The following is a 20,442-nucleotide window of genomic DNA, read 5'->3' as shown; positions in this document are numbered from 1 at the left end:
AGTCCGGGCCGGGCAGGCGGCGATCATCGGCTCCGCCGGACTGCACCCGGCGGAACGGCGGCGGGAGGGGGACGGTGGCGGGGTGGCCGTCCCGGTCCCCCGCGAGCTCAGACCAGTTCGGGCTGCGGTTCGCGCCGGGGCTGCGGTACCCGCACCACCGCCGCGGCCGCGTCCTGCCGTTCCCACGTCCTGGTGATCCGTACGTAGCCGTAGATCACCGAGCCCATCGCGAGGAGGAGCAGCGGCCCGAAGACCCACGGGTACGCGGCCAGCTGCACCGACAGATAGCGGTACGAGACCAGGTACGCGACGAACACCGCGAAGCCGTAGCCGGTCAGCAGGACGCCGGGCCGGTCCCAGCCGCGGGCGAGGGTGCGCAGCCCCGCCTCGATCGTGACCGTGAAGACCACGCCGGCGATGATGTCCGCGCCGTAGTGGTAGCCGAAGCCGAGCGTGGCGCCGAGGGTGGCGATCAGCCAGAACGTGCCCGCGTAGCGCAGCGCCCTCGGGGCCTTGCGGGAATGGATGAAGATCGCGGTCGCCCACGCCGTGTGCAGGCTGGGCATGCAGTTGCGCGGGGTGAACTCGTCGAAGGGCATCGGGCCCGGGGTACCGAGCGGCGGCGGTGTGTTCGGCCACAGGTCGGCCACCGCCCAGTGCCCGCCGTCCGCGCCGTAGGCGAAGATCGGCCCGACCACCGGGAAGACCATGTAGATCCCCGGCCCGAGCAGACCGATGACCAGGAAGGTGCGCACCAGGTGGTGGCTCGGGAAGCGGCGCAGGGTCGCCACGTGGCGCAGCTGGTACAGCGCGACGGCGACCGCGGCCACCGCGAGCTGGATGTAGACGAATTCGAGGATGCGGAAGCCGACCGCGCCGGTGGCCTCGACGATCCGGCCCGCCACCCACGACGGGTTGCCCAGCGCGTGGTCGGCGGTCGCCACGTACTGGTCGAGCACCATCGGGCGGGACTTCGAGGTGATCAGCAGCCAGGTGTAGCCGGTCTTACGGCCGGCCACCAGCAGCAGCGCCAGTCCCACGCCCTTCAGCAGCAGGAGACGTTCCCGGCCGGTGCGCCGCGTGACGGCGATGACGGCCCAGGCCAAGGTCACCAGGAGCGCGCCGTTGCCGAACATCATCTCGGCGCCGGCCAGCCACCGTACGAGCCAGAAGACGAGGTCGATGCCGATCGCGGCGGCGAGTCCGATGAGGCGCTGCCGCCAGGTGAGGACCACCATCATCAGTGCCATGCTGGCGTACAGCACCGTGCCCGACTGGGGTGCGAAGATCACCTCGCGCGTCTGGACGGTGATCGGACCCGGCACGCCGTACCGGCGCGCGGCCAGCTCCAGTGCGACGAGGAATCCGAGGCCGATCACACCCACGGCGCCCCACAGGACGGCCCGGGGCCGGGGCAGCGCGGCGGACCTGGCGCCGTCGCCTATTCGAGAAAGAACCCGCCATATCGTAGATGTCAATTTCCGGCCGCTTATCGTGGTCCAACGTGAACATAGTCAGGTCGAACATGTTAACGGAGTGGGCAGGTTTGATTGAGCGTGGGTGTACCGGCCGGTTCACCCGAGCGCCCGCCCCGGCCGGCGGGACCTGACCGGAGAATTCGGCCCCGCCGGATGAACCGAAGCGAGCGCGCCGCCGCCCGCCGGCCGGATCTCCGGGAACCGGAGGACGCGACCGGCGGGGACGGCGCCCGGGGTCAGTCGGTGATCGCGACCCTGCCGTTGGCCGGGGCGGCCTCGGGGGTCGTCGCCGGCCTGGTAGCGGTGATGCCCTTGAGGAGCTGGGCCAGGTCGACGCCCGTCGTGGAGCCGAGCAGCTCCATGCCCTGGGCGACGTTGTCGGCGACGGTACGGGACAGCTTGTTCGCGCCGTCGGTGGAGATGACGGTCATCTTGTCGATGGCGCCGAGCGGCTCGGCCGCCTTGGCGACCACCTGCGGGAGCACCTCGACCAGCATCTGGACCATCGCCGCGTCGCCGTAGCTCTCGAAGGCGTCGGCCTTCTTCTGCATCGCCTCCGCCTCGGCCGCGCCCTTGGCGGCGATCGCCGCCGCTTCCGCGTCACCCTCCAGGCGTACCGCCTCGGCGATGGCCGCGCGGCGGGCGCGTTCGGCCTCACCGCGCTTGACTCCCTCGATGGCCTCGGCCTCGGCGAGCGCGGAGCGGCGCTGCTTCTCGCCCTCACCCGTCAGGCGGGCCCGCTCGGCCTCCGCCTGCGCGGCGGCGATGGCGGCGAGCCGCTCCGCCTCGGCCTGCTTGACCCGGGCCACCCGCTTGGCCTCGGCCTCCTGCTCGGCCTGGTAGCGCCGGGCGTCGGCGGGCTTGCGGACCTCGGTGTCGAGCTGGCGGTCGGTCAGCGCGGCCTGCCGCTCGGCCACCTTCTCCTGCTCGGCCAGGATCTGCTGCTGCCGGTCGGCGTCGGCCAGCGGGCCGGCGGCGTTCGCCTGGGCTGCGGCGGCGTCGGTCTCCGCCTTGATCTCGGCCTGGCGCAGGTACAGGGTGCGCTGCGCGACCGCGATCTCCTCCTCGGCCTTCAGCCGGGCCTGTTCGGCGGCCCGGCGGGCGTTGGCCTCGGCGATGTCGGCCTCCTGCTTGGCTCGGGCGGCCTCGGGCCGACCGAGGTCCTCCAGGTAGGAGCCCTCCGTGGTGATGTCCTGGATCTGGAACGCGTCCAGGACGAGGCCCTGGCCGGAGAGGCTGGCCTCGGCCTCCTCCGCGACCTGCCCGGCGAAGGCCGCCCGGTCGCGGATGATGTCCTCGACCGACATCCGGCCGACGATGGCGCGCAGCGCGCCGGACAGCACTTCCTGGGTGAAGCCGACGATGCCGTCCTGCTGCTGGAGGAAGCGCTGGGCGGCGGCGCGGATGGCGTCCTCGTTGCCGCCGACCTTGACGATCGCGACGCCTTCGAGATGCGCCTTGATGCCGCGCAGCGTGACCGCTCCGCGCACGGCGATCGGGATGTGCCGGCTGGACAGGTCGAGGGTGTAGCGCTGCTGGACGAAGGGCACGACGAACACGCCGCCGCCGACCACGACCTTCTGGCCGCTGGTGTCGGTGAAGATCTGTCCGGTGGCCGGATCGGTGGACTTCTTGCCGCGCCGGCCCGTGATGAGGAACGCCTCGCTGGGACCGGCGACCTTGTAGCGGGTGACGACGACCAGTGCGAGCAGGACGAGGAGTACGACCACTCCCACGACCGGAACGACGACTGAACTCATGGTGGATCCCCCCTGCCCGCGCTCACGAGGGCAGATCGGTGGTGGATGACAAGGTGAAGCGCTCGGGGTCGGCGCTCGGGGTCGGCACTCGGGCTCGGCACTCGGGTCGCTGCCCGGCGACGGGCCGGGGGCCGCGCCCGGACCGGTGCCCGGGTCAGCGTTCGACGGGGCGCACACCGACCGACGTGGACGACGGCGTCCGCGTGACCCACACCTCGGCGCCGAGGGCCACCGGGCCGTCGGCGGTCGCGGCGTACTTGACCGGCTGGCCTCCCAGTCTCAGCAGGACCTCGCCGTATCCGTCCGCCGGAATGGCGGTGACCACGGTCCCGGCGGACCCGACGAGCTCGCCGTGGTGCGGGGCGGCCCCGTCGCCGTCCCGGGCGAGGGCGCGGCTCATCCGGTACGTCGACCAGCCGGCCCCCGCACCGGCCGCGGCCCCGGCGGCGGCTGCCGCTCCCGGCCCGAGACCGGTGGTCCCGAGCACGATCGCCCCCGTGAAACCGAGCATCGAAATGAAGCCCGCGACCACCGGGAGCGACAGCCATCCGTCGAACAGTCCGTCCAGGGCTCCGTCGAAGACACCTTCGAGGACCCCGTCGAACACCAGCGAGCCGGCCAGCAGGACGATCCCCCCGATGCCGAGACCCAGAAACAAGTCCATGAGCACCTCCCCCGCCCGGCCGGCGTTTTCGCCGGACAACGGCATCGTGCCAGCGGGCGAGGGTGTTGCACATTGCCTGTCTTCGGCAATCTTTACGACTTTTTTACGCCGTGGCCCGGCAGGGTCTCCCGGCCCGGCGACCGCAGCCCCGGCGTCACCCCGTGGCGTCGGGCCAGCCCAGCAGCCGTGATCCGATCACCGCGGTCTGGAGCGTGTAGCGGTCCACCGGGTCCGCCGGGTCCGCGCCCGTCAGGGCGTGGATGCGCTCCAGCCGGTACGTCAGGGCGCGCACGCTCAGCGAGAGGTGCCGGGCGGTCTCCGTCGCCACACAGCCGCAGCCGAAATAGGCGGTGAGGGTGTCCAGCAGGGGCCGAGGCCCTCCGCGCGCCTGGCGCAGGGGGCCCAGGACGCTCTCGACGAGGTCGGCCATGGCCTGCCGGTCGCGGCTGAGGACCGGGTAGACCAGCAGGTCGGAGGCGTACAGCACCGGCCCCTCCAGCCCCAGCCGCTCGGCGATGTCGAGCGCGTTGAGGGCTTCCTCGTACGAGTGGACGACCCCGCCGGGGCCCGGGTGGGAGCGGCCGACGGCGACCCGTCCGCCGTCCGTCGCCGCGTGCGCCTGCTCGGCGAAGTAGGCCAGGACGTCGGGCTGGTCGCCGGGCGCCACGCAGACGAGGCTGCCGTCCTTGGTGGCCAGCAGGATCTGCCGCTTCCCGAACCGTCCGAGGACGGCCTCCTCGATGCGGCGCGCCACCGGGTAGCCGTCGCCGTACGGCTCGGAGCCGGCGGCCACGGCCACCGCGTGCGCCTGGGACAGGCGCAGCCCGAACCGCTCGGCACGCTCGGCCAGCAGGCCCAGCCCGCTGCGCCCGTGCAGCAGGTCGTCGATGAACTCCCGCCGGGCGGCCTCCTCCTGACGGACCGCCTGGCGCTGGGAGTGTTCGTACCCCTCGACGAACGCGTCCACCGCCTGTTCGACGGCGGCCAGCAACGGCTCCGGCGCGCGCGTCGGAACGCTCCGGGCGGCGGCCAGGTGGTCCCGTATGAGCGCGCGCAGCGGCAGACCCTCCTCCGCCGCGCGCCGGCCCTCGGCGCGGCGGGAGTCGAGCTCGGCGCGGCTGAGGCGGCGCCCCGTGGCGCACGCGTGCCGCAGTATGCCGACGTACCCGCCGAGACGGTCCTCCGGCGTGTCCCGCTCCACCACGTTCCTCCCCCGATCCCGACGCGCTCCCTCGCCCGTCCTCGACTCGGGACCAGGGTGACACGTGCGTCGGGACGCGCCGGCGCCAGGACCTGGGGCGATCCGATCGCGCGCGCTGCTGAAGAACGCGCCCGTCGTGCTGCTGGACGAGGTGTCACGAGCTCCGGCCCGTCGGCCGGGAGTGCCGGTCCACTCGTGATCAGTACATCTAGGCCGCGAGGAGCTCCGGTCGGCCACGGAAGGCATGGGCGGGTTCGGGGCGGTCTGCGATCAGGCTCGCGAGCAGGAGGGCGGGAGCCAGCCCGGGAAGGCGCCGGGCGGCCATGAGGAGGCGCGGGTACTGCTGGACCGGGAGCGACAGCGCGATGCCGCAGACCTCGCCGGGGAGGCCGAGGGGTACGGCGGCGCAGACCGCCTGGGGGGAGTACTCCAGCACGCTGAACTGAGGCCCGTGCGGGCCGCCCCGATCCAGGTTCTCGAAGAGCTTGAGGGGGTCGGTGATGGTGCGTTCGGTGAGCCTGATGGCCGGGTGGCGGCTGAGGTGGTCCATCCGGGCGGCGCCGTCGAGCTGGGCGAGGAGGCTCTTCCCGATGGCGCTCGCGTGGCCCGAGGCCCTGAAGGCGACCCATTCCTCCGCCGGCGGCGCGGCCTCGCTGTGCGCGGATGCACGGACCCGGATCTCCCCGTCCGTGTAGCTGCTGAGGTAGACCGCGGCGCCCACCTCGTCGCGCAGCCGGGCGAGGGCGTTGCTGAGGAGCGGGCGGCCCGGCCGGGTCAGCGGTTCCAGGGCCGGTCCGGGGAAGTGGGCGCCCGCTACGGTGGCGACCAGCTGCTGCTGGCGGAGCCACTCCAGCAGCCGCGTGGTGGAGTCCAGGGACAGCCCGGCCCGCCGGGCGAGCGAGCGGGTGTCGATCCCGTCCGCGGCGTCAACCACCCCTACGAGGTCACTGGCCCACCGGGCCGCCTCCCACCACACGGGTACGGCGAAGGGGGCGGAGCCGTCGCGATGCATGTCCGTCCCACGCCTCGTGGTGCGCGGGAGGCAGGCAGCCGCGTACCTCCTCGATACGGCATGGCTCCCGCACGCGCCGGACAGGTGGAGCGATCCGGGCATGGCCTGCGGCCGTTTCGCCCGGTTCCACGCGGCCAACCACGACCCCTGCTGCTCCTCCGCGATGTCGCAGCCGCGGAGGAAGGCCGCCATCTGCCCTGGGCTGGCCGGCAGCCGCTGGTGGCGGAGGATGGCCCAGATGCTGCTCAGGGCGAGCCACTCGTGTCCGCCCTTGCGTTGCACCTGCCGGTAGGGCGGCAGGCCGGCGTTCCGGTGAAGGGACACCAGGGCGCTGTTGAGTTCACCTTCGGTGAAGACCCCGGCGGGCTCGATCACCTCGCCGGCCGGGACGCTGCGCGACGGTCCGTGGGCCGCCTCGACCAGGCGCTTCGCCATCGTCAGGTCCTCCTGCGACGCTCCGCAGGCGGTGAGGAACTCCGTGACGGTCGTCGAGGTGGGGACCGTCTTGCCCGAGGCGGCCCGCTTGAGGGTGGCGGCCGAGCTGCTGGTGCGCAGCGCGAGCTGTGCGTAGGTCAGACGGGCTCTGCCGCGGGCTCCCCGTAACAGCACGGCCAAGGTGGCGCGGACGGGGTCGGTCCAGTCCACCGGCTTCTCGGTGCGTCCCACCGTGCCGCCTTACTGAGTGATGCGCAGGACGGCCGACGCCAGTCCTGCTGCGAGTCGGCGGCCCCCGCCGACGACGAGCACGGCCACGGCGCCGAGCGCCGCGCAGTGCGCCAGAAGGGGGACGATCTCCGCCGTCGGCAGGCCCGCCAGGGCCAGGACCGTCCCCAGAACGGGAAACGTGATCAAGCCCGCGACGTACGGCAGGGACAGGTGGCGCTGCTCGGATCCTTCGCGGCCGGAGGCGGCCCGGTCGCCAGGCGAGGAGGGGAGTCCGTTCGTGGGCATGTCTGCGTGTCTCTCTGACTGAGCGCGGGTGGCAGAGCGCCAACCGCTGTTGGCCGGCTGCAAGTGATCCTCAAGCAAGGGAAGTTGGCGCTTCCCGGACGGCACGCTACCGGACGGCGGCAGGGCGCCGGGCCGCACGTCGGCACGGTGTTCTGCCTGCTCGAATTGGCTCACGCGCGTTCCCGGGGACCTCCGTGCCCGCTCCCCCGACGTCCGGCCGTCGGCGCGGACCGCCGTGCGGCTTTGGCTCACGGGCGTTCAGACCGGGTTGTGATCTGCGGCGGGAAAGGAGAGGCTGGACAGGCTGGTTGCCGAGGCAGCCATCGATCTCTCTGACTGCTGCCGGCTGCAACCGTGGGACCAGAGATTCGGGCAGTGACCATGTTGGCGCGTGGCCTGCCGGTGGAAGCCGTCGTCCCGGATCCCGGGGCGGCAGCTTCGTGCCGTCCCCGAGCCACGGTGGCGGGCCGCCGCTGGCGGCGCCCGGAGGTCCCGTCCATGGCCCCGAACGCACGAAAGGCCGTCCTCTCAGTAGTGAGAGAACGACCTCCGACCTGCATGAAGCATGGTCGGGACGACAGGATTTGAACCTGCGACCCCTTGACCCCCAGTCAAGTGCGCTACCAAGCTGCGCCACGTCCCGTTGTGCCTGCGACCTGGGGTTTCCCCTGCTCGGCGGCACATGCAGAACATTACCCCACGCCGAGGGGTGTGCATGCACGGGTAACCGGCGCGGGGGAGGATGGCCTGGTGAACGCACGGGATCGGGATGTCGACGGGCGGGCGCGCAGCGCGCGGCCGAGGGACGGGCTGGGGCGGCCGCTCGCCTACGGGGCCGCCGGGGTGGAGCGGCAGCCCGAGGGGGTGGTGCGCTCCCCCGCGGAGACCCTGCGGGAGGCGCAGCGGCTGCTGGACGCCGGGATGCCGTTCCACGCGCACGAGGTGTTCGAGGACGCCTGGAAATCGGGGCCCGAGACCGCGGCCCCCCTCTGGCGGGGGCTCGCGCAGCTCGCCGTCGGGTTGACGCACGCCGCGCGCGGCAACGCGGTCGGCGGGGCGCGGCTGCTGCGGCGCGGGGCCGCCGCGATCGAGGGGCTGGACGGGGGCCCGTACGGGGTCGACGTACCGGGCCTGGTCCGGTGGGCCGGGGCGCTGGCCGGCCGGGTCGCGGACGGCAGCCCGGCCGTCGACGCCGCACGGGAGGCACCGAGGCTGGGCCCGGCCTAGGCAGGCTGGAGGAGGTCCCAGCGGTTGCCGTAGAGGTCCTCGAAGACGGCGACGGAGCCGTACGGCTCGTGGCGCGGGTCCTCCAGGAAGCGGACGCCCTCGGCGGTCATCCGGGCGTGGTCGCGGGCGAAGTCGTCGGTGTACAGGAAGTGGCCGACGCGGCCGCCGGTCTGGTCGCCGACGCGGGAGCGCTGGGCCTCGTCCTTGGCGCGGGCGAGGAGGAGCGCGGACTCGGTGGCGCCGGGCGGGCGGACCACGACCCAGCGGGAGCCGTCCGGGCGGGCGGTGTCCTCGGCGAGGTCGAAGCCGAGGGCGCGGGTGTAGAAGTCGATGGCCTCGTCGTAGTCGTGGACGAGCAGGGCCGTGAGGGCGATGTGGGATGGCATGCGCTCATTGTGTGCCCATGAGGACCACCTCCAGGGTGCGGGGCCCGTGTACCCCCTCCACCCGGTCCAGTTCGATGTCGCTCGTGGCGGAAGGGCCGGAGATCCAGGTCAGGGGGCGGGCCGGGTCGAGGAGCGGCAGGGCCTGCGGGACGGAGTCCACGACCTGGTCCGGAACCCGGATCACGCAGACGTGGTGGTCCGGGATCAGGGTGATGCGCCTGCGGCCCTGGTCGGGGCCGCCGTCGAGGACGATCGTGCCGGTCTCGGCGACGGCCAGGGCGCAGCCGGTGACCACGCTGTCGACCAGGTCCAGTTCGTACGGGGTGGACTCCGCCCGGTCGGGTACGCGGGTGGGGCCCCCGGCCGGGAGCCAGTGCGGGGGCAGGCCCGGCGGGACGAGCACCGACCGGGCGCCCCGTGCGTCGAGGAGCCGGGTCAGCAGCGCGGGCAGGGCCTCCTCGTGCGTGCGGTGGACGACGGCCCGGTACTCGGCGAGGTGGGCGGCGAGCAGGTCCACCCGCGCCGCCGGGGTGCGGACGCCGTGGACGGGGAGGTAGTCGCGGGGGATCTCCCCCTCGGGCGCGGCGTCGCGCAGCGCCCGGCGGATCCGGCCCAGGACGCGGTCCTTGCTGCTCATCGCGGGGTGCTCCGTTCCCTGGCCGCCCACCAGTCGCGGAAGGACTCCGGCGGTACGGTGGGCAGTTCGCGGCTGTCGGTCCAGGCCCGCCCGGCCCCGGGGAGCCGCCGGGGGGCCAGCCGCCGGGCCCTGGCCAGCAGGCGCTCCCCCGCGCGCAGGGCTCCCGGGTGGTCCAGGAGCAGTCTGGCGGCGCGCATGGCGGCCCGTTCGGCGGTGTGGCCGTCGGCGGGGCGGAGCGTGACGCGGATGCCGGCGCGGGTCGCCGGGCCGCCCTGGGCGACGCGTTCGCGGAGGTGGACGAGGACCTCGGGGATGTCGATGGCGACCGGGCAGACCTCGTAGCAGGCTCCGCAGAGGGTGGACGCGTAGGGCAGGGAGGCGTCGATCGCGCGGGCGGTGCCGCGGAGCTGGGGGCTGAGGATGGCTCCGATGGGGCCGGGGTAGACGGATCCGTAGGCGTGGCCGCCGGCGCGCTCGTAGACCGGGCAGACGTTGAGGCAGGCGGAGCAGCGGATGCAGCGCAGGGCCTGGCGGCCGGTCTCGTCGGCGAGGGTGTCGGTGCGGCCGTTGTCGAGGAGGACCAGGTGGAAGGCGGTGGGCCCGTCGCCCTTCATGGTGCCGGTCCACATGGTGGTGTACGGGTTCATCCGCTCGGCCGTCGAGGAGCGCGGCAGCGTCTGGAGGAAGATCTCCAGGTCGCGGAAGGTCGGGACGACCTTCTCGATGCCGACGACGGAGATCAGGGTCTCGGGCAGGGTCAGGCACATCCGGCCGTTCCCCTCGGACTCCAGGACGACCATGGTGCCGGTCTCGGCGACCATGAAGTTGGCTCCGGAGACGGCGACCTTGGCGCGCAGGAACTTCTCGCGAAGGTGCAGGCGGGCCGCCTCGGCCAGCTCCCGCGGGTCGTCGCCGAGCGAGCCGGGTGCGGGACGGCCCCAACGCCCCATCTCCGTGCGGAAGACGTCGCGGATCTCGGCGCGGTTGCGGTGGATGGCGGGGACGAGGATGTGCGAGGGCCGGTCGTGGCCGAGCTGGACGATGAGTTCGGCGAGGTCGGTCTCGTACGCGGCGATCCCGGCGGCCTCCAGGGCCTCGTTGAGTCCGATCTCCTGGGTGGCCATGGACTTGACCTTGACGACCTCGCGCTCGCCGGTCGCGCGGACCAGGTCCGTGACGATCCGGTTGGCCTCGTCGGCATCGGCGGCCCAGTGGACGGTGCCGCCGGCCGCCGTGACCGCTTCCTCCAACTGCAGCAGGTAGCGGTCGAGATGGCGCAGGGTGTGGTCCTTGACGGCCCGGCCCGCGGCGCGCAGCCGGTCCCAGTCGGCGAGTTCGGCGACGGCCCGCGCGCGTTTGTCGCGGATGGTGTGCGTGGCGTGCCGGAGGTTGGCGCGCAGCACCCCGTCCCGTACGGCCTCGCGCGCCGCCTCGGGGAAGGAGGGCACCTCGGGCGTGGCCGGCACGGCCGGCATCCGGGGTGTGGCGGGCATGGCGGGCATGCCCAGGTAGGTGCCCGTCACGACGGCGGTTCCTCCTCGGTGGCGGCCAGGATCTCGGCGAGGTGCAGGGTCCGAAGCGGGCTGTCCGTACGGCGCAGCAGGCCGTCCAGGTGGGCGAGGCAGGAGTTGTCGGCGCCGCACAGCACCCGGGCGCCGGTGCCGGCCGCTGCCGTGATCTTGTCGGTGCCCATGGCGGCCGAGACGTCCGGGTTCTTGACGGCGAAGGTGCCGCCGAAGCCGCAGCACTCCTCGGCGCCCGGCAGCTCGACCAGGTCCAGGCCCTTGACCGCGGCCAGCAGGCGGCGCGGCCGGTCTCCGAGCCCCAGGCCGCGCAGGCCGTGACAGGAGGGGTGGTAGGTGACGGTGTGCGGGAAGTACGCGCCGACGTCGGTCACGCCGAGCACGTCGGTCAGGAACTCGGTCAGCTCGTACACCCGCGGCGCGAGCGAGGCGGCCGCTTCTGCGAGCTCGCTGCCGCGCCCCTCGGCCGCCGCCTTCCGGCCGATGCGCGGGTAGTGCTCGCGGATCATCGCGGCGCAGGACCCGGAGGGGGTGACCACGTACTCGTGTCCCGCGAAGGCCCGCACGGTACGCCGCACGAGTGGTTCGGTCTCGTACCGGTAGCCGGTGTTGTACTGCGGCTGCCCGCAGCAGCTCTGGGCCGCCGGGAAGTCCACGACGACCCCCAGCCGCTCCAGGAGGCGTACGACGGCGATGCCGGTCCGCGGGTACAGCACGTCGCTCACGCAGGTGACGAACAGGGCGGCTCGCATGATGGGCACAATAGCCCCGTGAAGAAGTTCTCAGTGATCGGCATAGGCGCGGGCGACCCGGACCATCTGACCCTCCAGGCGGTCAGGGCGATCGGCGCGGCGGACGCATTCCTCATCCTGGAGAAGGGCGAGGAGAAGGCGGATCTGACCGGGTTGCGGCGCGCGATGCTGGACGCGCACGCCCGTCCCGGCCACCGGCTGGTGGAGGGCCGCGACCCGGACCGGGACCGGACCCCCGCCGACTACACGCCGACGGTGGACGGCTGGCGCAGTGCGCGGGCGGAGCTCTTCGAGCGCTTCGTCGCGGAGGATCTGGCCGACGGCGAGACCGGCGCCTTCCTGGTCTGGGGCGATCCCTCCCTCTACGACTCCACGCTCGCGATCCTCGACGAGGTGCTGGAGCGCGGGCGGGTGAGCTTCGAGCACGAGGTGGTGCCCGGCATCAGCAGCATCTCGGCGCTGCTGGCACGGCACCGGACCAACCTGAACCGGGTCGGGCGCCCGGTCCAGATCACCACCGGCCGCCGGCTGGCCGAGGGCTGGCCGGACGACGTGGACGACGTGGTGGTGATGCTGGACGCGCGGCACGCCTTCACCGCCCATCTGGACCAGGACCTCTACATCTACTGGGGGGCCTACGTGGGCAGCCCGGACGAGATCCTGGTGCAGGGCAAGCTGGCGGAGGTCGCCGGGCGGATCGAGGAACTGCGCACCGAGGCCCGCGCCCGCAAGGGCTGGATCATGGACACGTACCTGCTCAGGCGCGGCTGAGGTACGACGGGAGGACGGCGGCGAGGCGTTCGTACTCCTCGGGGCGGTTGTAGATCTGTCCGCAGACGCGGATGCCGCCGCCGCCCGGCCAGGGCCAGATCAGCACCCGGATGCCCTGCTCGGCCGCGATCAGCTCGCGCAGCTCGCGGGCCCGGTCCGGGGTGTCGGCGAGTCCGGCGGGCAGGCGCAGGGTGCGCATGGCGAGGGCCTCGCCGTGCGGGAGCGGGGTGAGCCCGGGGAGCTCGGCGAGCAGGGCCGCTCCGTGGGCGGCCAGTGCGCTGTTGTGGGCCCGGACCTTGGCCGCGTCGAGGCGTTCCAGCAGGTCCAGCCCCTCGGGGGCGGCGAGCCAGCCGGTGTAGTCGGCGGTGGCGCGGTTCTCGACGGACCGCGGGAAGCCGTGCTGGTCCTCCCAGGACGGCACGAGGGCCCGGATCCGGTGGCGGTGCTGCGGGGCGACGGCCAGGACGGCACTGCCGGAGGGCGCGTAACCCCATTTGTGGAGGTTGCCGAACCAGAAGTCGGCGCCGCCGGCGAGGGGGTCGGCGAGCATGCCCACGGCGTGGGCGCCGTCGACGACGGTGGTGACCCCGCGCTCGCGCAGCTCCGCGAGGAGCCGGGGGGAGGCGATGGTCCGGGCGGTGGGCGAACTCACGTGGTCGAGTACGGCCACCCGCGTACGGGGGGTCAGCGCGGCCAGCACGGTCTCGCGTACGGCGTCCTCGTCGGGCAGGTGGGGATCCAGGGCCACGGTGGTGACCGGGGCGCGGCGGGCGGCGGCCGCGACGACGGTGCCGTAGCCGTGGTCGGTGACCAGGATCTCGTCGCCGTCGGCGAGCGGGACGGCGTCCAGGGCGAGGTTGGCGCCCTCGGTGGCGTTGGCGATGAAGGCGATCCCGTCGGGGTCGGCGCCGAGGTGGGAGGCGATCCGGGTACGGGCCTCGGCGAGGCGCTCCGGGACGGCGATGAAGAAGGCGTCCGGGTCGGCGTGGAGCTCGGCGCGCAGGGCGGCCTGGGCCTCCTGGACGGGGATGGGCACCGCACCGAAGGAGCCGTGGTTCAGGTGGGCGACGCGGGGGTCCAGGTGGAACAGGGCGGGCCCGCCGGGGAACGTGTGGGCGGGCCCCGCGGGGAACGCGCGGGCTGGTCCGCCCGGGCCCTCGTGGGCGGGCCCGGTGGGACGTATCGGCTCGGTCACTGCTCCTCCGGAGATGCGGGGCGGCTGTCCTGCGGATCATCTCCCGGCGCCGCGCGCTCCGGTAGACCGCCGCCCGAGGACCGGCGCGGCGGCGGTGCGGCGCGCCGACCGGGCGGGGGCGGCACCCCGCGTCGCCGGGCGCGGCGGACCGCACCGGCCGACGGGCAGCCGTTCGGCCACCCGGGTGGAGTTCCGCGGCTTCGCCCGACCGGACCGGGCCGAACCAGGCGCCGGCCCGGGTCGGGCCGGGTCGAACCAGGCCGGCCCGAGCAGCCCAGCCCAGGTCTACGGCTCCCGGCCGCTGGTCGCGGCGTAGTACTGGAGGTCCTGCACCTCCACCTTGTGGTCCACCCGGTACGGCAGGTCGACCCTGACCCCGGCCTTGCCGTCGCGGACGACCTGCGCCGAGCTGGTGCCCGGCTTCAGCGGGAGGAGCTGCGAGTGGATCCCGGCGGGAGCCTCGTGGCTCGCGCCCACCGTGCCGACGGTCGTCCTGACGGCTCCGGCCGTGGTGAGGAAGCTGAGCACCTCCACCTTGTCCCGGGCCGGGGCGCTCCCCTTGCGGAGCGACATCACCAGCGACTGGTCGCCCGTCGGGTCGGCGTCCGCGAACTGCGTGCGCGCGGAGAGGTAGAGGGTGTCCCGGACGATCTTCGGCCAGCTGCCCGTCTTGAACCTGGTCAGGTAGTACGAGGTCAGGTCCAGGTAGGCGTGGCCGTTGTGCAGGGAGGGCGCGAACTGGCTGCCCTCCGAGTAGTCGTTCCAGGTGGTGAGCTGCACCCAGTCGGCGCCGTCCTCGATGGCGCGCGTCCAGGTGGCCCGCAGGGTCGCGGTGTTGCCGGCCTCGTCGTAGATGCCCTGGTTGGGGCGCGCGTCCTGGACCGACACCGGCTGCATCCAGATCTTGTCCATGTCGTGGGCCCGCTGCACGTCGCGCGTGGAGCTCTCCTGGCCGACGTAGCTGCGGCTGCCCCACTCGGAGAAGCCGTGGCTGATCGGGGCGAACTCGGCGCTGTGGGCGCCGAAGTCGAGGAAGAGCGGGACGAAGGCGGTGCGGATGCCGTGCCGGGACTTCAGGAGGGCGATGACCTCGGTCCACCAGGCGACGCTCTTCTCCTCCGCCTTGAACGGGGAGACCACGAGGCGGCCGTCGGGGAGGCGGTGCGCGGCGGAGGCGTCGGCGAGCGTGGCGATCGCCTCGGCGAGCACGGCGGGGTCGTCGGTCTTCAGGGAGGTCATGTCCGGCATCAGCATGATCTTGAAGGCCGGGTCCACCGAACGGGCGGCCGCCATCAGCAGGTTGCTGCGGTCCCAGTTCTTGCCGGAGAGGGAGAGCAGGTCGAGCGTGAAGCCGTCGATGCCCGCCGCGCGGGCCGTGCGCACCTCCTGCTGGAGGTTGGCGTACTCCCAGTCGCCGCTCTTGGGGGTCACGGGCAGCGGCCGGTCGCGCAGCAGGCCGCCGTAGCGTCCGTGCTTCCCGCTCTCGCCGTCGGGGTTCAGGTAGTTGCGGGTGTAGTAGTCGCGGTCGGCGGCCGCGTTGTCGAGGGAGAGCGGGTAGGGGGTGAAGTAGTGGGCGAACACCAGCTTCTTGCCCGCTCCGCCCGAGCGCAGGGCGGCCGGTGCGGGCATGTCGAAGGGCAGGGCTCCGGTGGGGCGTTCGGCCCCGGAGTCCACCGCGCCCTCGGGGTTGCCCTTGGCGGCCGCGCCCTCGGTGGGCGCCGGGGGCGGGGCGGGTGCCGCGGTGGCCTCGCCGGGCGCGCCGGGAGAGGCGCCGGGGGCGGTGGCCGCCGGGAGGTCGCCGCCGGGGGCCGCGGCCCCCTGGACGGAACCCGCGTCGTACGGGTCCCAGGCGATTGAGGTGGCCGCGCAGACGCCGACCAGGAAGAAGGCGGAGAGCAGCGTGGCGAGCAGCGGCCTGCGGCCCCGGAAGGCGGGCCGGCGCCGGTGAGACACGGGTCCGGCCGCCCGGCCCGCACGCTGTGCCCGCCGGCCCGCACGGTGCCGTGCTCGCCGGTCCGTTCCCCGGTCCGCTGTCATTCTGTTCCCTCCCGCGAATATGCCCCTCGTAGGGGCTGCACAGCAGTAGAGCCCAATCCCGGCTCCCGGACAACCGTTCCCAGGAGCCGGAGTTCGGGTACGTACGTCACACGGACCACGGGAACTACGCAGGCCGTCCGGCGGCCCGTACGAAGTCCCCACCTGGGGCGCAGCGAACGCATTCTTCGGAATGCGACATTCCCCTAGCCTTACGGCGCAAGTGGCGCATAATCGTCGTCACGCGGCTCGAAAAAACCCTCTTGCCGCACCTGGTCACGCATGCAGTGGGGGCATCGTGCCGATGAGGGAATCCGGGGCCATGGGGGAAGCCGGGTCGATGAGGGAAAACGGCTTAACCGGAACGCTGCCGGCGACATCCGTCGAGATGTCCCGGCTGCTCACCGCCGTCCGGCGGGGGCGCGTCCTGACCGTGGCGGGAGCCTTCCGCGAGCCGCGGAGCCTGCTGGTGCGGGAGATCGCGCGGCGGATCGCGTCCAACTTCTACGACGGGGTGGCCGTGGTCGCCATGGACCCGCTGCACGGCGGCTACGGGGTCCGCGAGCTCACGGCCCAGCTGGGCCGGGTGCCCGGGATGCCCGCACCGGCCTGCGGGACGGCGAACGCCGCCTCGTGGCTGGCCGAGCAGGACATGCTGCTCGTCCTGGACGGCGCGGAGCAGCTCGGCCCGGATGCCCTGGCCTGGCTGCGGAACCTGCTGGTGGTGGCACCGGGGCTGCGGATCCTGGCGGCCGGGCGGTCCCCGCTGGCCTTCGAGCAGGAGCGGATCCACCGGCTCTGATACACCGGCTCCGGTCCGCGGACTCCGGTCCACCGGCTCTGATCCACCGGCTCCCGTCCGCAGGCTCCGGTCCGCCCGCCGCATCGGGCCCCGACGCCGGGGTCAGCCCACCTGCCGGCTGAGCTGGCGCCACACCGGGGCCGGGCAGCGCCCTTGCGGCCGGGACCGCAGGAACATCCCGTAGTCGACGAGCCGCGGTGTCCGGCCGAACTCCACCCAGTGGGCGCGCCCGGATGCCTTGTCCCAGCCGTCGTTGGGGATCCGGATGTGGTCGGCGCGCCCGTCCTTGTCCTTGGTGGTGATCTGCGCGACCTCCGCGTGGCCGGGATGGACGGCCAGCACCACGCAGTAGTGCCGCAGCTGCCGCGCCGGGTCCTCGCGCAGCGGCACCATGGCCAGCCAGATCTCACCCGGCGCGGGCCGGTGGGCGGCGCCGGCGAGGCGCGGGCCGCCGCGGGAGGCGTCCCACCGCCGGACCGCCACGACGAAGGCGAGCGCCACCAGTCCCGCGGCCATGCTCTCCGCCGTGGCCCGGACGTTCCACACGGGGTACTCCCCGACCTTGCTCTCCGTCCACCACAGCGCCGCGGCGACGAGGGCGAGCAGCACCGCCGCCCGGGCCGGGACCAGCCACCAGCCGCCGGTCCGGCGGCGCGACGCGAACAGGGCCAGCAGCAGGGCCACGGCAGCCGGGATCGCGTGGACGATCAGGTACGGGCCGAAGCCGTGCAGCTGTTGCGGCGGCGACTGCTCGGACAGCAGGTCGGGCAGTGCCCACGGCACGGCCAGCAGATAGCCGACGGTGGGCAGGACGAACAGCAGGAGCAGCAGCCCCAGGCAGCCGGTACCGGCGCAGGACGTGTCGGAACGGCGTGCCACAGGACCCCCAGAGCGACTGCGGCGCAGCCCCCCGGCGCGCCGACTCCGAACGCTAGCGCAGGGCCCACTCCTCGGCCAGGATTCCCATGACGACCTCGTCCTCGAAGGCTCCGTACACCCATGCCGAGCGGCGCAGCAGGCCTTCCTGCACGAAGCCGGAGGCCCGCGCGGCGCTGATCATCGCCGCGTTGTCGGCGAGGGTCTCCAGCTGGAGGCGGCCGAGCCCGCGCACGGTGAATCCGTAGCGGCACAGCAGTTGGACGACCTCCCGGCCCAGCCCCCGCCCGCGCAGGCCCGGCCGAAGGGAGATGCCGAGGTGGGCGCAGCGGTTGTGGGTGTCGATGCCCCAGAGCAGGGCCTCTCCGGCGGTCTCCCCGGAGGCCAGTTCGACCACGGTGAAGACGGCCGCGTCCTCGGTGGGCGCACCCACCTCGTACGGGGAGTGGCCACCGGTGGCCGACCGGGGGCTCCAGGGCCGGGAGTCGGCCCGGGAGCGCGTCACCACGTCGTCGTACAGCTCGGCGTGCAGAACGGGTACGTCCTCGGGGAGGCGGGCGCGCAGGCCGGCCAGGTGTCCGCTGATCACCGGCCCTTACTAGTCGCCGCCGGGTACGGGCCGCAATCACATTTCGGCGCGCCGCGGGCCGGACCGGACACCGCCCCGAACACACCGCCTCGAACGCACCGCCCCGAACACAGCACCCCGCACACGGCTCCGCCCCGGCCGGGCGCGGGGCCGGCCGGGGCGGGGCGGATCACGTCGTCAGGGACGCGTGGGTACGGCTGTCGGCATCAGCCCAGGAGGGCGAGCGCCTGGTTGAGGGTCGCGGACGGGCGCATGATCGCCGCGGCCTTCGTGGCGTCGGGCTGGAAGTAGCCGCCGATGTCGGCCGGGGAGCCCTGCACCGCGATGAGCTCGCCGACGATGGCCTCCTCGCGCTCGGCGAGGGTCTTGGCGAGCGGCTCGAAGGCCGCGGCCAGCTTCGGGTCGTCGATCTGCCGGGACAGCTCCTGCGCCCAGTACAGGGCGAGGTAGAAGTGGCTGCCGCGGTTGTCGATGCCACCCAGCTTGCGGCTCGGCGACTTGTCCTCGTTGAGGAAGGTGCCGGTCGCGCGGTCCAGGGTGTCGGCCAGCACCTGGGCGCGGGCGTTGCCGGTGGTGGTGGCGAGGTGCTCGAAGCTGGCGGCCAGGGCGAAGAACTCGCCCAGGCTGTCCCAGCGCAGGTAGTTCTCCTTGACCAGCTGCTGGACGTGCTTCGGGGCGGAGCCGCCGGCGCCCGTCTCGAAGAGGCCGCCGCCGTTCATCAGCGGGACGACCGACAGCATCTTGGCGCTGGTGCCCAGCTCAAGGATGGGGAAGAGGTCGGTCAGGTAGTCACGCAGCACGTTGCCGGTCACCGAGATGGTGTCCTCGCCGCGGCGGATGCGCTCCAGGGAGAAGGCGGTGGCCTCGACCGGGGAGAGGATCTTGACGGTCAGGCCCTCGGTGTCGTGGTCGGCGAGGTACGTCTTGACCTTGGCGATCAGCTGCGCGTCGTGGGCGCGGCTCTCGTCGAGCCAGAAGACGGCCGGGACGCCGGTGGCACGGGCGCGGGTGACGGCGAGCTTGACCCAGTCCTGGATCGGCAGGTCCTTGGTCTGGCAGGCGCGGAAGATGTCACCGGCGGCGACCTCCTGCTCCAGGACCGTGTTGCCCGCGGCGTCGACCAGGCGGACGGTGCCCGCGGCGGCGATCTCGAAGGTCTTGTCGTGGCTGCCGTACTCCTCGGCCTTCTGCGCCATGAGGCCGACGTTCGGGACCGAGCCCATGGTGGACGGGTCGAAGGCGCCGTGGGTGCGGCAGTCGTCGACGACGACCTGGTAGACGCCGGCGTAGCTGCTGTCCGGGAGGACGGCGAGGGTGTCGGCCTCGGCGCCGTCCGGGCCCCACATGTGGCCGGAGGTGCGGATCATGGCCGGCATCGAGGCGTCGACGATGACGTCGGACGGCACGTGCAGGTTGGTGATGCCCTTGTCGGAGTCGACCATCGCGAGGGCCGGGCCCTCGGCGATCTCGGCGTCGATCGAGGCCTTGATCGCGTCGCCGTCGGTCAGCGCGCCCAGGCCGTTCAGGATGGCGCCGAGGCCGTCGTTGGGCGACAGGCCGGCGGCGGCCAGGGTCTCGCCGTAGCGGGCGAAGGTCTTCGGGAGGAACGCACGGACCACGTGGCCGAAGATGATCGGGTCGGAGACCTTCATCATGGTGGCCTTGAGGTGCACGGAGAACAGCACGTTCTCGGCCTTGGCACGCTCGATCTGGTCGTTCAGGAAGGTGCGCAGCGCGTCGACGTGCAGGACGGACGCGTCCACGACCTCACCGGCGAGGACCGGTACGGACTCGCGCAGCACGGTGACGGCGCCGTCGGCGGCGACGTGCTCGATGCGCAGGGTGCCGGCCTCGGCGATGACGGTGGACTTCTCCGTGGAGCGGAAGTCGTTCTCGCCCATGGTGGCGACGTTCGTCTTCGACTCGGTGGTCCAGGCGCCCATGCGGTGCGGGTGCGTCTTGGCGTAGTTCTTGACCGAGGCGGGGGCACGGCGGTCGGAGTTGCCCTCGCGCAGGACCGGGTTGACGGCGCTGCCCTTGACCTTGTCGTAGCGGGCGCGGATGTCGCGCTCCTCGTCGGTCTTCGGGTCGTCCGGGTAGTCCGGGAGGGCGTAGCCCTGGCCCTGGAGCTCGGCGACCGCGGCCTTGAGCTGCGGGATCGAGGCCGAGATGTTCGGAAGCTTGATGATGTTGGCTTCCGGGGTCTTCGCCAGTTCGCCGAGCTCGGCGAGGGCGTCGGCGATCCGCTGGCTCTCCTGGAGGTACTCCGGGAAGACGGCGATGATCCGACCGGCCAGGGAGATGTCACGGGTCTCGACATTCACACCGGCCGTCGACGCGTACGCCTGGATCACAGGCAGGAAGGAATACGTCGCGAGGGCCGGGGCCTCGTCAGTGTGCGTGTAGATGATGGTCGAGTCAGTCACCGGATGCTCCGCTCCACAGTCTGCGTCTCTCGTCTGCAACATTGCTCGACATCAAGATATCTCGTGATCGGGCCGCTCTGGACAGCCCCCTGCCGCCAGTCCGGGAGACGCGTGTCACTCGGGCCCCGGCGGGCCCGGGAAAAGGCGAGAGCGTCGCC

The 20,442-nt window shown here is 73.1% G+C and carries 18 protein-coding genes and 1 tRNA gene; 3 read left to right on the top strand and 16 right to left on the bottom strand.

Annotated elements, in window-relative coordinates:
* Nucleotides 1-107: 107 nt before the first annotated feature.
* The 7 genes from DEJ51_RS28640 to DEJ51_RS28610 all read right to left on the bottom strand — a co-directional run bounded on the left by DEJ51_RS28640 (nucleotide 108) and on the right by DEJ51_RS28610 (nucleotide 7,709).
* Complete coding sequence (locus tag DEJ51_RS28640; RefSeq protein WP_223836230.1) at nucleotides 108-1,418, bottom strand: DUF5933 domain-containing protein; 1,311 nt, start codon at nucleotides 1,416-1,418, stop codon at nucleotides 108-110.
* Between the two features lie 296 nt (nucleotides 1,419-1,714).
* Nucleotides 1,715-3,238: a flotillin family protein gene (locus DEJ51_RS28635; RefSeq protein ID WP_150260460.1), complete on the bottom strand. Its 1,524-nt coding sequence runs from the start codon at nucleotides 3,236-3,238 to the stop codon at nucleotides 1,715-1,717.
* A gap of 154 nt (nucleotides 3,239-3,392) precedes the next feature.
* On the bottom strand, nucleotides 3,393-3,902 hold the full coding sequence (locus tag DEJ51_RS28630) for a hypothetical protein (protein ID WP_150260459.1): 510 nt from the start codon (nucleotides 3,900-3,902) through the stop codon (nucleotides 3,393-3,395).
* Between the two features lie 154 nt (nucleotides 3,903-4,056).
* The gene (locus tag DEJ51_RS28625; protein WP_411757360.1) at nucleotides 4,057-5,106 is read right to left on the bottom strand and encodes a PucR family transcriptional regulator; all 1,050 of its coding nucleotides are present in this window, start codon (nucleotides 5,104-5,106) and stop codon (nucleotides 4,057-4,059) included.
* A 205-nt stretch (nucleotides 5,107-5,311) separates the two neighbouring features.
* Nucleotides 5,312-6,781 (bottom strand): IclR family transcriptional regulator C-terminal domain-containing protein, encoded by a 1,470-nt coding sequence (locus DEJ51_RS28620; protein ID WP_150260457.1) that lies wholly within the window; start codon nucleotides 6,779-6,781, stop codon nucleotides 5,312-5,314.
* 9 nt (nucleotides 6,782-6,790) lie between these two features.
* On the bottom strand, nucleotides 6,791-7,066 hold the full coding sequence (locus tag DEJ51_RS28615) for a hypothetical protein (RefSeq protein WP_150260456.1): 276 nt from the start codon (nucleotides 7,064-7,066) through the stop codon (nucleotides 6,791-6,793).
* A gap of 566 nt (nucleotides 7,067-7,632) precedes the next feature.
* Nucleotides 7,633-7,709: transfer RNA gene (locus tag DEJ51_RS28610), tRNA-Pro, on the bottom strand.
* A 107-nt stretch (nucleotides 7,710-7,816) separates the two neighbouring features.
* Between DEJ51_RS28610 and DEJ51_RS28605 the strand changes: the two genes are divergently transcribed.
* Entirely contained in the window at nucleotides 7,817-8,293 is a 477-nt protein-coding gene (locus tag DEJ51_RS28605; RefSeq protein WP_223836000.1) for a DUF309 domain-containing protein, read from the top strand.
* Here the strand turns inward: DEJ51_RS28605 and DEJ51_RS28600 are convergent.
* Genes DEJ51_RS28600 through DEJ51_RS28585 form a run of 4 tightly spaced genes read right to left on the bottom strand, consistent with a single transcriptional unit; the run spans nucleotide 8,290 to nucleotide 11,591 of the window.
* Nucleotides 8,290-8,679, bottom strand: coding sequence for a VOC family protein (locus DEJ51_RS28600; protein WP_150260455.1), 390 nt, complete (start codon nucleotides 8,677-8,679; stop codon nucleotides 8,290-8,292). The genes DEJ51_RS28605 and DEJ51_RS28600 overlap by 4 nt on opposite strands.
* A 4-nt stretch (nucleotides 8,680-8,683) precedes the next feature.
* A complete protein-coding gene (locus DEJ51_RS28595; RefSeq protein ID WP_150260454.1) occupies nucleotides 8,684-9,316 on the bottom strand; it encodes a lactate utilization protein C in 633 nt (210 codons plus the stop codon).
* Complete coding sequence (locus DEJ51_RS28590) at nucleotides 9,313-10,839, bottom strand: lactate utilization protein B (protein WP_411757359.1); 1,527 nt, start codon at nucleotides 10,837-10,839, stop codon at nucleotides 9,313-9,315. Before DEJ51_RS28590 ends, DEJ51_RS28595 begins: the two co-directional genes overlap by 4 nt.
* Nucleotides 10,836-11,591, bottom strand: coding sequence for a (Fe-S)-binding protein (locus DEJ51_RS28585; RefSeq protein ID WP_150260453.1), 756 nt, complete (start codon nucleotides 11,589-11,591; stop codon nucleotides 10,836-10,838). Before DEJ51_RS28585 ends, DEJ51_RS28590 begins: the two co-directional genes overlap by 4 nt.
* Before the next feature lie 18 nt (nucleotides 11,592-11,609).
* Here DEJ51_RS28585 and cobF point away from each other — a divergent pair, with 18 nt between their 5' ends.
* Nucleotides 11,610-12,362, top strand: coding sequence for a precorrin-6A synthase (deacetylating) (cobF, locus tag DEJ51_RS28580; RefSeq protein ID WP_150260452.1), 753 nt, complete (start codon nucleotides 11,610-11,612; stop codon nucleotides 12,360-12,362).
* Here the strand turns inward: cobF and DEJ51_RS28575 are convergent.
* Together DEJ51_RS28575 and DEJ51_RS28570 are read right to left on the bottom strand one after the other, a co-directional pair.
* Entirely contained in the window at nucleotides 12,349-13,557 is a 1,209-nt protein-coding gene (locus tag DEJ51_RS28575) for an aminotransferase class V-fold PLP-dependent enzyme (protein WP_223835999.1), read from the bottom strand. The genes cobF and DEJ51_RS28575 overlap by 14 nt on opposite strands.
* Before the next feature lie 285 nt (nucleotides 13,558-13,842).
* Nucleotides 13,843-15,510, bottom strand: a complete 1,668-nt coding sequence (locus tag DEJ51_RS28570; protein ID WP_223835998.1) for a glycoside hydrolase family 71 protein — start codon at nucleotides 15,508-15,510, stop codon at nucleotides 13,843-13,845.
* Between the two features lie 469 nt (nucleotides 15,511-15,979).
* Between DEJ51_RS28570 and DEJ51_RS28565 the strand changes: the two genes are divergently transcribed.
* A complete protein-coding gene (locus DEJ51_RS28565) occupies nucleotides 15,980-16,393 on the top strand; it encodes a hypothetical protein (protein WP_150260451.1) in 414 nt (137 codons plus the stop codon).
* Nucleotides 16,394-16,495: 102 nt separating this feature from the next.
* Here DEJ51_RS28565 and DEJ51_RS28560 read toward each other — a convergent pair whose 3' ends face one another.
* From DEJ51_RS28560 to DEJ51_RS28550, 3 genes are all read right to left on the bottom strand, one after another.
* Nucleotides 16,496-17,272 carry a hypothetical protein gene (locus DEJ51_RS28560; RefSeq protein ID WP_150260450.1) on the bottom strand — a complete coding sequence of 259 codons (777 nt, stop codon included), beginning with the start codon at nucleotides 17,270-17,272 and terminating at the stop codon, nucleotides 16,496-16,498.
* A gap of 52 nt (nucleotides 17,273-17,324) precedes the next feature.
* Nucleotides 17,325-17,858 carry a GNAT family N-acetyltransferase gene (locus DEJ51_RS28555; protein WP_150260449.1) on the bottom strand — a complete coding sequence of 178 codons (534 nt, stop codon included), beginning with the start codon at nucleotides 17,856-17,858 and terminating at the stop codon, nucleotides 17,325-17,327.
* A gap of 206 nt (nucleotides 17,859-18,064) precedes the next feature.
* Nucleotides 18,065-20,284, bottom strand: a complete 2,220-nt coding sequence (locus tag DEJ51_RS28550; protein ID WP_150260448.1) for an NADP-dependent isocitrate dehydrogenase — start codon at nucleotides 20,282-20,284, stop codon at nucleotides 18,065-18,067.
* Nucleotides 20,285-20,442: the final 158 nt, after the last annotated feature.

Origin of the sequence: Streptomyces venezuelae, assembly GCF_008642275.1 — a bacterium.
Classification (GTDB): Bacteria; Actinomycetota; Actinomycetes; order Streptomycetales; family Streptomycetaceae; genus Streptomyces; species Streptomyces venezuelae_E.
This window is presented reverse-complemented; position numbering and strand designations above follow the sequence as displayed.

Coding starts and splice junctions, on each gene's coding strand:
- DEJ51_RS28595 (WP_150260454.1), bottom strand. CDS start 9,316: ATGAGCAGCAAGGACCGCGTCCTGGGCCGGATCCGCCGGGCGCTGCGC.
- DEJ51_RS28635 (WP_150260460.1), bottom strand. CDS start 3,238: ATGAGTTCAGTCGTCGTTCCGGTCGTGGGAGTGGTCGTACTCCTCGTC.
- DEJ51_RS28615 (WP_150260456.1), bottom strand. CDS start 7,066: ATGCCCACGAACGGACTCCCCTCCTCGCCTGGCGACCGGGCCGCCTCC.
- DEJ51_RS28585 (WP_150260453.1), bottom strand. CDS start 11,591: ATGCGAGCCGCCCTGTTCGTCACCTGCGTGAGCGACGTGCTGTACCCG.
- DEJ51_RS28565 (WP_150260451.1), top strand. CDS start 15,980: ATGTCCCGGCTGCTCACCGCCGTCCGGCGGGGGCGCGTCCTGACCGTG.
- DEJ51_RS28630 (WP_150260459.1), bottom strand. CDS start 3,902: ATGGACTTGTTTCTGGGTCTCGGCATCGGGGGGATCGTCCTGCTGGCC.
- DEJ51_RS28600 (WP_150260455.1), bottom strand. CDS start 8,679: ATGCCATCCCACATCGCCCTCACGGCCCTGCTCGTCCACGACTACGAC.